Origin of the sequence: Micromonospora sp. NPDC049102 (genome assembly GCF_043197485.1) — a bacterium.
Taxonomy (GTDB): Bacteria; Actinomycetota; Actinomycetes; order Mycobacteriales; family Micromonosporaceae; genus Micromonospora.
The window spans coordinates 1-13,227 of sequence record NZ_JBICTE010000027.1; the positions used below are offsets into that span (position 1 = coordinate 1).

Here is a 13,227-nt window from a genome sequence, read left to right on the forward strand (position 1 = left end):
AACTCATCGGGGTACTTCTTCGGTGCCGCCACAGAAACTTCCTCCCCATGGCCATCAGACCATGACTACGAAGCTCCATCAAAGCGGGTAGCTCAAACCCGGGGCGGAACAATGTCTCCATCAAACCCGGTGCGGGATAGTAGGTCGTGCGTGCGGGACGTTGGGTTGGTTGGGTTGGTTGGGTTGGTTGGGTTGGTTGTTGGGGGTGTGGTTGTGATGGGTGTTGGTGTGGGGTGTGTGGAGTTTGGGTTGGGGTGGGTGCGGGCTGGGTTGTGGGTGGGTGTGGGGGGTGCGGGGGTGCCGGGGGTGGTGGTGGATGCGCCGCGGGTGGGGGGTGTGCATCAGGTTTTTGTGGATGAGGCGGTGGATTCGTCGGTGGTGGGTGGGGTGTTGGGGGAGCAGTGGGTGGGGGTGCGGGAGCGGTTGGTGTATGTGCCGGTTTCTGGTGGTGGGTTGGGGGTGGCGTTGGGGGTGGCGTTGGGTCGTGGGCGTGAGTTTGGTGTGCCGGTGTTGGTGTCGGGTGGTGGGTTGGGGGATGTGTGGGGGGAGCGGGTGGTGGCGTTTCCTGGTGGTGGGCAGGTGGTGTTGCCGCGGGAGTTTGTGGTGGAGGGTGGGCATATGGCGCAGGTGTTGCGGGCCGCTGTTGGGGTGGGTTCGCGTGGTGGTGAGGGGGAGGTGCCGCGGGTGTTGGTGGATGCGGTGCGGGGTTTCCCGGTGTGGGGTGGGGATGGGGATTGTGTGGTGCGGGCGGGTTGGGTGTTGACGGCGTTGGGTGTGGGTGGTGCTGCCGCGGATGCTCAGGGGTCGGGGGCGGGGTGGGGGTCGGTGGCGGCGGTGGCGGCGCGTTTGGGTGGGGTGTTCGCGGCGGCGTCGATGCAAGATGTGGCGCGGTTGGCGGTGGGGCATTCGACGGTGGTGTGGGTGCGTGATGTGGTGGTGCCGCAGCATGTGGTGGTGGTGCACCGTTCGCATGAGGATGCGTGGTGGTTGGTGCAGACGCAGGTGCGCGATGTCGCGGGTCGGGTGGTGCGGTTCGATCCTCGGGGGCGCGATGGTGGGGGGTTGGGGCGGTCGATTCTGGTGCCCGTGCAGGCCTCGGGTGGGTTGTTGAGCGTCGGTGCGGGTGGGCGGGTGTTCGTGGGTGATCCGGTGGTGGGTCCGGCGGGGGTGGACGCGCTTGTGGATCCGGCGCTCACGCCTCGGGCGGGCATGATGCCCACCCCGGCCTGGTCGGCGCCGCTGGCCGAGGTCCCTGCGATCAGTAGGCGCTCTCACCGCGGTCAGGTAGGCCATCCGTGGATGGTGTATGACGCGCCGTTCGGGTACTCGCCGCAGCACCTCGATCGGATGGTGATGCAGGACTTTGCCGCGTCTCCGGACTCACCGGCTCTGGTGAACTTCGCCTTCGCCGGCGAGCAGCAGATGCAGTGGGCCCTGGACCGAGGCATGTACGTGGTGTACTTAAAATTGGACACTCTCGAGACCGTGCTCGCGCATCAGAGCATGCGGGAGCAAGTCCTGGACGCCGCTTACTTCACGAACACGCTCCTTAATCTCGACGCGGTCACCGGTTTCATCGAGAGTCAGTGGTCCACCACGGCGACAAACACCCTCGACACCACCATGACCGACCTACTGACGGGCATCGCCGCACCCCACGGATCATTCGACCCGATGATCACCACGCCGGACCCGATGATGATGAATCTGGACCCGATGATGGCGGAACCGTCCTGGCAGCAGAGCGGCCAGAGCGACCCCTACCAGATGACCCACACGCCATGGCCAGGACAGAACCTGCTCTCCGGACAGTGGGCAACGCCTTCCACCGACACCACCTGGACCAGCGCCGACACCACCGGGGCGTGGGACGACCCCAGGTGGGCGCAGCTCACGGCGAACCCACCCACGGCGACCGCGAGCACCAGCACCGCACCCGAGACCACCACGCACCACCGCACCGACACACCGAACATCACCGGCCCCATGAGCATGTTCGAACACCAACCCCCCACCCACCACCTCCCCACCCACGACAACGAGGACCACGACTCCCTCTTCGACGGTGACGAGGACCACGACTTCCTCCCCGACAGCCACTCCGAGCATGACGAGGACCACGACTCCAGGCAACAACAACCCGCCCAAGCAACCGACGAGAAACGAAAATCCACCGCGGAGGAACGCGCTAACGTCATCAAACAATGGGTGGCGATAGACCCCACCAACCACCAAAACGCAATCCCCCCTATATCGGAGAAAGTGAATATCAACGGACAGAAATACTCCATCGGAAGGATTCTTCACACTCTGACTAAAATTGGACTATATCGCGACGAGCCGGTGGTTAGGCAAGCTCTGCGAGATGCCGGATTCGAGGTCTCCAACGACGGTAAGGGGCGTATGCACATCGTCGGCTTTCGGAGAATGACCGACGATGAGACGACAGATTTCCGGGCCGCCTACTTCGAGTGGGTCACCGAGATGAACGAGGAAGGCGAACTAGTCAATATCTCGAAGATGCCCCTGGCTACGCTGAAGCTGGACATTCCGAACAAGCCTGGCGAACAGGTTTATTTCGGCCAAATAATGCACAATATGAAAACACGAGGGCATCCTGATCCAAGTGGCGAGATCGCCCGGATGCTGCAAGAGATGAGCGGCTTCGTGCTCATCCACCGAACCGGTAGGGGATTTGACGGTTTCAAGGTGCCCGGAGCGCCGAAGCGAAACACCGGGAAGCTATCGCCCCAAAAGGAACAGGCTTTTAAGGAGAGGATCGAGGCGGTCGAGCTTTGGGTGGGGAACGGCGAAAACGCGGGCAAGGTTCCTACCAAGAGTGAAACGGTGTTGAACGAGGCGGGGAAAGAACACAAAGTCGGTCAAATGTTTGCCCGTTGGCGAGTCGAGGGGCTCGTGTTCCATGAGGGGCTGTTCAAAGTCCTGGAGGATAACGATTTCAAGCCCGAGCGCGATGGCTCCAAGATGTACCTCCCTCGCGACAAGGGCATGCTTGTCTCCACAGCCGAGAAGGCGGCGGGTGTCGAGGATCTTTTCGCCGCTTATGACCTCTGGGTTGAAGGTGACCCCAAACAAAGAGCGAAAAAGATCCCTGGACAAATGGTTAAGATCACGCTCCCGGGAGGGAGTATCCGCGTCAATCTCGGCAAGCGGATGGACACTCTCGTCCAAGAGGGTCTTGTGGATCCGGGGGGGACGATCGGTGAGCGTCTGCGTGAGCGTGGACTGCACACAGACACCCGGGGCGACAAGACTTTTCTTGTGCGTCTGGAGGGTGCGCCGGCCGAGGTAGGGTCGGTGTCCGCCGCGACGCAGGAGACCGCGGGTGTGGGGCGCTCGCTGCCGGTGTGGGCGCAGGCGTCGGGCTCGGGTATGCCACCGGTCGCGGTGCAGGAGCCGGTTGTCCTGCCGCCTGGTGTCACTCAGCGCGACGGTCAGCCCGGCTTGTACTGGGTGGGTCCCCTGTCCCAGGATTCGACGGCGGGAAAATGGCTAGCGGCCGCGGGCGACACAGTGCTCGAGGCCAACCCGCAGGCTCCGGTGATCATGCTGAGTCGCGCGCCCGAGGAACACAGACGCGACGAGGATCTGCGGGCGCTGCGGCGTCTGGTGCAGCAATTCACGTTGAAACAGCAGTCCACCCTGGTCATCACCACCGACCCCGTCACGGAACCACTCAAGCAGATCGCAGCCGCCTACAGTTTCGACATCCTGCACCTCGCCGCCGGCAGCACCACCCACGCCAGCACATCCACCACGCCCCGCGCGAACCTGGACACCATCTGGCGAACCACCACCACCGCCGGCACCACCACAGACGCGACCAAGAATTTCACCCAAGACCTGCTCACCCGCACGATCGGGGCCCTGCCCATCCCAGAGCCGGTGACACCCGCGCTCGCGAAACTCCTACTCACCCCCAAAGCGAAAGACAAAATCAGCCTCCTGCACGAATACCGCGCCCACCTACACACCTCACAGGTACGCGCCGAACTCGACACCATCATCACCACCAACGACAACGATCACTGGTTCAGCAGCACCAGACCACTGCTCAATCTCCTCGACACCCCCGAACACACCCCCGTGTTCCTGGCCTACCAAACCGCACCACCAGAGAACACCACGCAACGCCACCAGATCCTGCTCAGCCAGGCCGCCCGCGACATCCCTGTCCACGAACGCGTCACACTCATCCACGACACCGGACACCCCACCAGCAGCGCCGAAGCCGCCATGACAGCAGTCAACATCCTGTTCACCCACGGCGAAGACCACGCCCTGCGATACATCCACAACCACACCGCCGACCTCAACACCACCGCACGCTACAACTGGGTCGACGCCATCGCCGCCCTCCACACCCAACACCCCGACAAAACCGACCAACTCACCAACATCAGCGCCGCGATCTACAACTGCGGACCCCACCAAAACGATCCCCACTGACGAGATAATTGACGTGATCTCCACAAGAATCCGGTAGGTATCGGTATTCGAAATGGGTGAGGTGGAGAGCGGCGCGGACGACATCGCCGACCTGCCGTGGGCTGGCTGTGCGGTGACGCAGGGTCCGCCAGCGGCCGACGAGGATCGCGAAGCCGCGTTCTCCGAGGCACCGCATGGATCGGAGGACGGCGTTGTAGGCGCGGTTGTCGACGGCGAGCCGGCGGCCGGCGGCGGGTTGCTTGTGTGGGGTGTGGATGCCCTGGCCAGCGCCTTCGTAGCCGGAGTCGGGCCCCGAGGGTGGTCTTGTCCTCGCCCTTGCCGAACCACACCAACACCAGGATCGCCTGGTAGAAGCACGTCAGCGCCCGGGATCCCGGGAGGGTGCCCACCGCCCGACGCTCGGCACGAATCAGCCGCGCCACGTGCTGAACGAGTTCCCTGGGCACGTCGAGCCTGGCAGAATAGGCGATCACGTGGAGCCCTCTCGGAGACTGGATTCTGTCGCAAGAACCTGTCTACCGATGGCTCCACATCCATATCCAACACCGTCCGGTATGAACGTTACGCCCATGTCATCCCCACTCAGCCACCGAACCTTGCTGAGATCACCTCAATAGGGGTGGGTTAACTGCCCGTTCTCCGGTGAGCCATCTCCCCCGTCCTGCTTCTTCAGGCGATGATCGAAAGATACGGAATTACGGGGCAGGCGCGCTCCGCAGATTGCGCACCTCGTTTGGCGTTCAAGTAGCTCATTAAGCATAAGCAGATTCTTGGTCTCTTGTGAGGAGTTCCGCCCGTGCGGGCGGTCATCAGCCGTAACTTCTCTCAGAGATTTAAGCGTCGGCTCCGCCTTTAGGCGCTCAAGAATCGCTTGCTCCCCGCGTGGCCATAGGAAGAAGCGTTTTCTGCAACCTTTCTCTGGAAGAAACGTTGCATATCGAAGTACTTGCTCTCAAGGTAGTATCAGCGGGCTGGCGTACCGTCGATGACACAGGATTGCCTATAGCCATCGCCGCCGCCGCGAGGTAGGAGTGAAGCGATGCCCCCACGTGCAACTACAATCGTCGACCCTCGTTTCGCAGTTGAGCTGCGGCGACTTCGCGAGGCGGGGGGCCTGTCCCTCCGGCAGCTCGCCGCCGCCGTCATGCACGGCAAGAGCCTGATACACCAGTTAGAAGCCGGACAGACGAAGCCGACCGTCGCCGTGGCAGCTCGACTTGACGAGGCGCTGAAGGCGCGCGGCGCACTGGCGGGTCTCGTCATCGACGCACCCGACGGCGACGGCCGCTTGGCGTACACGGTGGCACACCCGCGTCGGGTCGATCGGGCTACCGCAGCGGCACTCGTTGGGCTGCTCGCTGGCTACCGCAGGTTGGAGGATGCCATCGGTTCGGGGTCGATTGTGGGGCCGGTCCGCGCTCATCTCGAAACCGTGACGAGCCTGTTGAGGGACGCGCCCCCCGATGTACGCCCGTGTCTTGTCGACGTCGCGGCACAGTGGGCGCAGTTCGCGGGCTGGCTGTGCACTGCCCGTGGTGAGGAGCGCGCGGCCACGATGTGGAACGCGAGAGCCCTGCATTGGGCCACCGAGGCCGATAACACGGATCTGATCGCGACCGTCCTGTCCTTTCAGGGGCACCAAGCGGAGTTGCGGCACGACCTCCCGGCCATGATCGAGCTGTCCCAGGAGTCACGTCGGGACCAGGCGGTGAACGCGGCTCTGCGCGCCTACTCCTCAGGCCAGGAGGCCAGAGGGCTGGCCATGGCCGGAGCGACCAGCGCCGATGTACTCACCCGCCTGTCGGAGGCATCGGATCTCCAAGCTCAGGCGGCCGAGGAACCGCTGTCGCCGTGGGGCTACTGGTACACGCCATCGTTCTTCGCGGTGCAACAGGGGAGTGTCCTGCGGTATCTCGGTGCCACCGACAGTCGCGCGAACGATCGCGCGCTGGAACTGCTGACGGCTGGCGTCGCGGGCGTCAGTGAGGAGGCCAGCGGCGCGGAGTGGCACGGCCGCGACCTGGTGCACCTCGCCGTTGCGCAGGCGCAGGCCGGGGACGCGGCGGCGGCTCGCGAAACCCTCGCGGCAGCAGACGCCATCGCCCTTGCCGCAGCCTCCCGGGAACTCGCTCGTGAAGTGGCCGAGACGGTCCACCACCTTCGCCTGTCCGCTACGCCATAACGGACGCGTTTCACCTGGTACGGCACCGAATGTTGCATCGACGATGACTGTGGGTGACGGCGTTAAATGTCTGATGCCGTGCCCACTGGTTGATGGAGGTGGGCATGCGAGGCGACGAGCAGTCGAGTAAGGGTGAACAGGCTGAAGCTGCCGAGCAGGAGGCTGCCAAGCAGCGCATTCTTGCTCAGGCCGAGGCCGAGCGCGTACCCGTGGACGACACGACCCGCGCGGTCCCGGACCGGCGGTGGCGGCGTGAGCAGCGATGACCTCCCCATCGGACGACGGGTGGCCGGCTGGCGAGTGCGGCGGTCGATGACGCAGCAGATGCTTGCCGACCGGTTGCGCGGGTCGAAGAGCTGGGTGGACAAAAACGAGCCGGGCGCCGTCGGGTGAGAGCACGGTCGGCTCCACCGTGGGCGGTGATCGGATGCGGGCAGGCCGTGGTGCCATTCGACAGATACCACTCTGAAACTACCTCAATCGTCATCAGACTCAGGTGGACGTCAGCTTCCGAGTGACCCGCCCGGACTACGTCGTTTCAGGTGCTTGACCTGTCAATTTTCCGCCGGTAGTTTAAATGCACAACGACATGCATCGATCAAAGAGTGGGTGAACCGTGCTGTTGAAATCCATCGCCATCGCCATCACCGCGTCCGTCGCAGGCGCGCTGGCCACCGCCCCCGCCGCCTCGGCGGCAGCACCTGGAGTGTCGGTACAAGGCTGGGGGTCCGGGAACTGCCCGCAGGGCATGCTCTGCATCTGGCCTAACTGGAATCACCCGCCGCAGGGTCCCGTGGAGACGCCGTCTCTGACGACCAGCAGCGAGTGGACCGGCAGCATCCAGGGATTCAACTTCTACAACGGCACAGGCCGCGACGCCGTAATATCCGGGTTCACTCTCGGCTCGTCGATTCCCTTCAAGAACTGCGCTCCTGCCGGCGGGACCGGGGGCGACCTGTATATACCGGTCAACGTGACGAAGGTGACTTGGCAGCTGACCCCCTGCTGATCCTCCACTGGGCCTTTCCGAGTGGTGGCTTGGAGTAGCTGGCTCGATCAGCGGCCCGGACGCGCCCGGATACGTTGCCCGCAGAACCCCGTATGAAGGTGGTCCTTCCCGGGATCACCGTCATCGAGGTTCTGCGTCGCTATGAGTGTCGTGGGCAATCGCCGACAACGGCCTCGTCGTGGGCTCCACCACCGATTCTCGACTGCGCCCAGCGAGTTGGACCGACTGCTGACAAGGCCGGCACCAGGGTCGAGCGCGCTGAACCATCAAGCGGAGCAGCGCTCGAGCGATTTCTCATTCAATTGACAGCGTTTGTCGAGGCGCGTGGTGTATTGCCTGCGAACGACGACGAGCAACCCTCCGTGGTGATGATCGGATGCCGGTCATCGGCGGATTCGGGGGCCGTGCGGGCACCAGTACGAGGCACTCGGCTGGCTCGTTCAGGTCATCCGGCAAACCCTAGCCAACTCTGACGATTGAGTTGGGCCAAGTGGAGATGAGCCTGCGACGCCTCTCGGGGCATTTAGCGGTATCACTTGGCTGCTGTCCTGGTCCTCTACCTGGGGGTGGGCGTAGGCATGGTGATGAAGCCGGACACCATTGGGGCCAGGGACGCCGCGCAGGGCGCGCGGTCGGCCGAGCTGCTGGTGCAGGCGTACCGGATTACCTCGTCGCTGCTGGTCAAGCTCGGCGAGGCCGATCTTGCCTGGTTGGCCGCCGACCGGGCGATGGGCGCCGCCGCCGACGACCCGGCGCTCGGGTCGAATACCTTGACGACTTCTGGGTGGCGCTGGAGGCCAGCAGCTAAATGGTTACCCCGGGCCATCAGTGGAGAGGGCGGGTCAGGCCGTCTGCAAGGTAGGTCGGAGCGCGTCGGTCACGGGCGTGCATTGCCGCACCAACGCGGACGGCGACGTTGCTAGGGAGGCGGTGCTCAGCCTCGTGGCACGAGAGGAAGGCGATATCCTCCAACTCACCTCCCGGCAGTTTAAAGCCGTCAAGGCCAGCAACGGACCCGCAGTCAAACGTGAAACTGACGATCGAACGAGGGCGCGGCCCGGCGGGCGGTGCCCAGTCGACTACGAGCAGAGCGCCCACCGGCAGCATGACGCCCAGCTCTTCTCGAATCTCGCGGGCGCAGGCGTCGTGCGGGTACTCGCCCTCGTCTACGTAGCCGCCGGGAAAGGCCCATTGGTCGCGGTACGTAGGTTTGACGAGCAGCACGTTACCGGCCGGGTCGGTGATAAACGCCGCAGCGGCAGCGTAGAAGGAAGCCAGGTTCGCGTACCAGGTGGCGGGCTCCGTCCAGGTCACCTCGGTAACGCTAGCGGACATGCCCAAGTGCGCTCTCGCTCTACGTGACTGGGGACGCGGCCGTCAGGGCATGCAGGACTTCGTTGACCTGGGGCGATGACTGCGGGCGGAGATTGCTAGTGAGTTCGCGGAGGCGCTGACGAAGACGCACCGACTGGACGCTCGCAACGTGCTGCACCAGCGTCCGGCTCCAGTCACACGCCGCATCGGTCTCGCCAGCGCGTGCATGAGTCAAAGCGACGAGGGCAGTGTGCAGGGCGCGTGTTCGCGTGTTCTGGCTGCCGAGGGCAAGCGCGTCGGGCGCGTGCCGCAGGGCCTGCGGGTACAGGCGCAGGTCGCCTAGGCATCTCAGGGCGGCCCCGGCCAGGTGGGCCGGCGTGAAGTAGCCGACCCAGCGCGGGCCAGGATCGGTACCCGTTTGGCCGAGAGAGCGCTCAGCCTTGTTGAGGGCGAGTTGGCAGGCCCGCCGCTCGCCTGCCTGTCCGTAGGCAGTGGCGACAGTGGCGTATAGCCGTGCCAGGACGGTGGCGGGGGCACGGCCAGCCCCGTCAATGGCAGCTTCGGCGAGCCGAGCAGCTTCCCGAGCGTGACCCAGGAACACGGCCTGAGTGGCAAGGTTCGCCAGCAGGTGAGCGCCGTAGAGGCGGTCGTCACCAGCCTTCGCAAGCCGCAGACCGAGGGTCACGTGATGTTGCGCCATGGCGTGTTCGCCCGCGTCGTAGGACATGAAGGCGAGTTGACCGGCGAGCGTTGCCGCCGCGCGCATGAGGTCGCGTCCGACCGCATCGGTGTAGGCCCCCCGCAACATCGGCCCGACCTGGCGAACAAGAAGATCGGCCATGACGGCACGGGTATGCGGAGAGCCGCTGCCGTGACGTCGGTCCAGGTCGGTGAAGTGGTCCGCCAGCGCGTACAGCGATTGAACATCTGTTGACGTCACCTGCTGCCTGCCCTGCCGACTGACCGTCTCGTCGGGTAGGTCATACCGCCAACCGAGTGCCGCCTGTAGGGCTTTGCCGCTGTCGAAGGTCCCGTCTGCCGGCCGGCCGAGGTGCTTGGCCAGCGTCGTCCAGATCTGCTCGGTGGCATCTATCGCCGCATCGACGGAAGCGGGGTAGACGCATCTTTGCGCGTTGGCGAGAGCGCCGAAGCCCAGCTCTGACGCGGAGATGGGACGTCCGAGCTTGCGAGTGAGGGTTTCGGTCATGGCGGCTTGAACGTTCTCCCCGGGCGTTCGACCGCGCAGCCACCAGTAGACGCTGGCCGCGTCGTACCGCCAGGCACCTTGCTCTCTGCCGGCGTAGTTGAGCTGGCGTGCGAATGCGGCGTGCGCATTCCCATAACCAGCGGCAGCCAGCAGCCCTTCGAATGCTGCATTGCTCACTGGTCGCGCCACGTTCAACCTCCAGCCATCACACAACTACCAACAGTGATGAGCCTATGGCTTGGCGACGTCCTATGGGGACCCGCGCAACCCCGCGCAAGCCGCGTCCTGACCAGCGCAACCGAGCACATCGTTCGCCATCTGGCCCGCCAGTTGGCGGACGGCTTCCCTGGTCGCAGGGAGTTCTCGGGGCGGCGACAGAGGCTGACTGTCGCGCCCTGGTAGACGGAGGTGGAGATGCCAGGCGACGGGTCGACGAGCCGGGGTGAGCAGGCTGAAGCTGCCGAGCGGGAGGCTGCCAAGCAGCGCATTCTCGCTCAGGCCGAGGCGGAACGCGTACCCGTGGAGGACACGACCCGTGCGGTCCCGGACCGGCGGTGGCGGCGTGGCCAGCGATGACATCCCTATCGGGCGACGGGTGGCGAGCTGGCGGGTACGGCGGCAGATGACCCAGCAGGTGCTGGCTGACCGGCTGCGCAGGTCGAAGAGCTGGGTCGACAAGATCGAGCGGGGCGTCCGCCCCCTGGATCGGTACTCGGTGATCCAGGAGGTGGCCCACGTCCTGCGGGTGGAGCCGGAGGCGCTGCTCGGCCAGCCGCGCAGCACTCCGGGGGGCACGCCGGACGGGGTGGACGACATCCGGGCCGTGCTCGCCCGCTACGACGTCCCGCAGGCTCCACCGCAGACGGACGAGTTGCGACGGCAGGTCGGGCACGCCTGGTTGTCCTACCAGCATGCGCACTACGCGCAGTTGGTGCGCCTGGTGCCCGGTCTGCTCGACGCCGCGCAGGGCGCGCGGTCGGCCGAGCTGCTGGTGCAGGCGTACCGGATTACCTCGTCGCTGCTGGTCAAGCTCGGCGAGGCCGATCTTGCCTGGTTGGCCGCCGACCGGGCGATGAGCGCCGCCGCCGACGACCCGGCGCTCGGGTCGACGGCGGCCATCTCGGTCAGCCAGGCGCTCCGCGCTGCCGGCCGCGAACCTCTGGCCCTGGCCGCGTCCCTCGCCGCCACGAACCGTGTCCGGCCGCAGCGGTCGGCGGGGGAGTGGGCCGTGGGTGGGACGTTGCTGGTGCAGGCCGCTCTGGCCGCCGCCGGCTGCGGCGAGCACCGCCGCGCCAACGAGATGGCCGACCGGGCCGCAGGCGTCGCCGCGAACCTTCGGGGGTACGACGATCAGCATCGCACCAGCTTCGGCCCGGTCGCCGTCGAGCTGGTACGGGTGCTGCTGGCCGCCGCGCGGGACAACTCGGTGGAGGCGCTACGGCGACACTCGATCGTGGTGCGGCGCGAGGGCTGGCGGTGGCTGCCGGCCGAGTATCGGGGCGCGTACCTGCTCGACGTCGCGCGGGTCTGCGTGTACGCCGGGGACCTGCGCGGGGCGGCGCGGGCGCTGGTCGACGCGGACAGTGTCGCGCCGGCCGAGGTTCGGGGGCGGCCTCTGGCGCGTACCCTCATCGCCGATTGTGCGCGGGCGCGGCCGGCGCCGGCCGGCGTGGCGCGACTGGCGACGCTGGTCGGCCTGACCCGGTGAAGCTGACGCGGCGGCTGTAGACCTTCGCGCTGCCACCCCGACCGTGAGTGTGGTCCGTCGCTTCCTCGCAGTGCCAGGGATGTTGCGGCATCCCCGGCCCAGGAATCAGCAAAATCCGGGAAGTTGCGCGAACCTTGGCGGTCGGCGAACCGCCCGCGCACGTGTTCTCCTGAATGGACGGGCCGTGAGGTCGTCGACACCGCCGGAGGTGCACGCAGTGGGCAGATGGTTCAACCGCAGCCGTAAACGCGACGACGAGCCACCGCGCGAGCCCAAACCGACCGGCCCGGTCATCGAGATCACCGTCAGCGGCGGCGGTCGTCCACCGGTGAGGCAGACGATCGGCGGTCCCACGGCCTTCGGGTTGCAGTACCACGCCTTCCACGAGCAGTACGGCGCGTCCGACCCGCGGACGTTGGAGGCGGGGTACCGCTACGCGCAGGAGTTGATGCGCACCAACGACATCGGCGATGCCGTGACCGTGTATCAGGAGGTCGTCGGGCTGCGCAGCTCGGCGCTGGGGCCGGAGCATCCCGACACCCTGCGCACCAAACACAGCCTGGCCTTCGCGCTGTGGCAGCTCGGCTCGCACGCCGAGGCGGAACGGGTGCAGCGGGACGTCTACGAGGCGCGCCGCCGGGTGCTCGGCGACGCCGACGCCGAGACGTTGCGCAGCGGCAACAACCTCGGCTGGTTGCTGATCGAGCTGCGTCGGATGGACGAGGCCGAACCGCTGCTGCGGCGGGTCGCCGACGGTATGGCGCGGACGCTGGGCAGGGACGACGCGGACACCCTGGCCTGCCAGATGAAACTGGCCGGCCTGCAACACCTACAGGGCAACAGCCAGCAGGCCGAGCGGGCCCTGCGGGACGTGGTCCGGCGGATGACCAGGACGTTGGGCCCCACCAGCCCGGTGACGATGCAGGCCCGCAGCAATCTGCTGGTCGTCCTGCTCGACTCCGGCCGGGCGGCCGAGGCGGTCGACCCGGCCCGGGCGCTCGCCGACGACGCCCGGCGTGTGCTCAGCACCACCGACGGTGTGTCGCTGCATGCTCGGCACTCGCTGGCCAGAGCGCTCGCCGGGGCGGGGCGGCAGGCTGAGGCGATCCGGTTGCTGGCCGACACGCTGCCGGACAGTGAGCGGGGCCGGGGTGTCGACCATCCCGGAACCCTGGAGATGTGCACGCTCTTCGCCCAACTGCTCATCGAGGCGGGTGACCGGCGGGCGGGCGGTGTGGCGCGCGCCGCGCTGGCCGGGTGCGAACGCGTGCACGGCCCGGGTCACCCCGACACGGAGAGGGCCCGGGCGCTGGTCCGGCGCACCCGCTGACACCGGC

General features: G+C 66.2%; 9 protein-coding genes and 1 pseudogene. 7 read left to right on the plus strand and 3 right to left on the minus strand.

All coding sequences use genetic code 11. The annotated features are described in order from the left end of the window. Nucleotides 1–297: 297 nt before the first annotated feature. Nucleotides 298–4,470, plus strand: coding sequence for a hypothetical protein (locus ACGFH9_RS22880; RefSeq protein WP_393222611.1), 4,173 nt, complete (start codon nucleotides 298–300; stop codon nucleotides 4,468–4,470). On the opposite strand, the gene ACGFH9_RS22885 is transcribed toward ACGFH9_RS22880, so the two are convergent. After that, nucleotides 4,421–4,726 carry a transposase family protein gene (locus tag ACGFH9_RS22885; RefSeq protein ID WP_393222786.1) on the minus strand — a complete coding sequence of 102 codons (306 nt, stop codon included), beginning with the start codon at nucleotides 4,724–4,726 and terminating at the stop codon, nucleotides 4,421–4,423. The genes ACGFH9_RS22880 and ACGFH9_RS22885 overlap by 50 nt on opposite strands. Before the next feature lie 783 nt (nucleotides 4,727–5,509). Between ACGFH9_RS22885 and ACGFH9_RS22890 the strand changes: the two genes are divergently transcribed. From ACGFH9_RS22890 to ACGFH9_RS22905, 4 genes and pseudogenes are all read left to right on the plus strand, one after another. Further along, nucleotides 5,510–6,652, plus strand: coding sequence for a multiprotein-bridging factor 1 family protein (locus ACGFH9_RS22890; RefSeq protein WP_393222614.1), 1,143 nt, complete (start codon nucleotides 5,510–5,512; stop codon nucleotides 6,650–6,652). Nucleotides 6,653–6,756: 104 nt separating this feature from the next. Then, a complete protein-coding gene (locus ACGFH9_RS22895; RefSeq protein ID WP_393222616.1) occupies nucleotides 6,757–6,918 on the plus strand; it encodes a hypothetical protein in 162 nt (53 codons plus the stop codon). After that, a pseudogene (locus tag ACGFH9_RS22900) lies at nucleotides 6,905–7,033 on the plus strand (XRE family transcriptional regulator); the annotation flags it as partial. The gene ACGFH9_RS22895 and the pseudogene ACGFH9_RS22900, both read left to right, overlap by 14 nt. 235 nt (nucleotides 7,034–7,268) lie before the next feature. Further along, complete coding sequence (locus ACGFH9_RS22905; RefSeq protein ID WP_393222619.1) at nucleotides 7,269–7,661, plus strand: hypothetical protein; 393 nt, start codon at nucleotides 7,269–7,271, stop codon at nucleotides 7,659–7,661. 825 nt (nucleotides 7,662–8,486) lie between these two features. Here ACGFH9_RS22905 and ACGFH9_RS22910 read toward each other — a convergent pair. Beyond that, nucleotides 8,487–8,975 (minus strand): NUDIX domain-containing protein, encoded by a 489-nt coding sequence (locus ACGFH9_RS22910; RefSeq protein WP_393222622.1) that lies wholly within the window; start codon nucleotides 8,973–8,975, stop codon nucleotides 8,487–8,489. A 40-nt stretch (nucleotides 8,976–9,015) separates the two neighbouring features. Continuing rightward, the gene (locus ACGFH9_RS22915; RefSeq protein ID WP_393222624.1) at nucleotides 9,016–10,371 is read right to left on the minus strand and encodes a hypothetical protein; all 1,356 of its coding nucleotides are present in this window, start codon (nucleotides 10,369–10,371) and stop codon (nucleotides 9,016–9,018) included. A 346-nt stretch (nucleotides 10,372–10,717) separates the two neighbouring features. Here ACGFH9_RS22915 and ACGFH9_RS22920 point away from each other — a divergent pair, with 346 nt between their 5' ends. Both ACGFH9_RS22920 and ACGFH9_RS22925 read left to right on the plus strand, forming a co-directional pair. After that, nucleotides 10,718–11,890, plus strand: coding sequence for a helix-turn-helix domain-containing protein (locus tag ACGFH9_RS22920; protein ID WP_393222627.1), 1,173 nt, complete (start codon nucleotides 10,718–10,720; stop codon nucleotides 11,888–11,890). Nucleotides 11,891–12,107: 217 nt separating this feature from the next. Continuing rightward, nucleotides 12,108–13,220, plus strand: coding sequence for a tetratricopeptide repeat protein (locus tag ACGFH9_RS22925; RefSeq protein WP_393222630.1), 1,113 nt, complete (start codon nucleotides 12,108–12,110; stop codon nucleotides 13,218–13,220). The last annotated feature ends 7 nt before the right edge of the window (nucleotides 13,221–13,227 follow it).

Excerpts from the sequence above, each read along its gene's own strand:
- ACGFH9_RS22890 (WP_393222614.1), top strand. The coding sequence starts at position 5,510 with ATGCCCCCACGTGCAACTACAATCGTCGACCCTCGTTTCGCAGTTGAG.
- ACGFH9_RS22895 (WP_393222616.1), top strand. The coding sequence starts at position 6,757 with ATGCGAGGCGACGAGCAGTCGAGTAAGGGTGAACAGGCTGAAGCTGCC.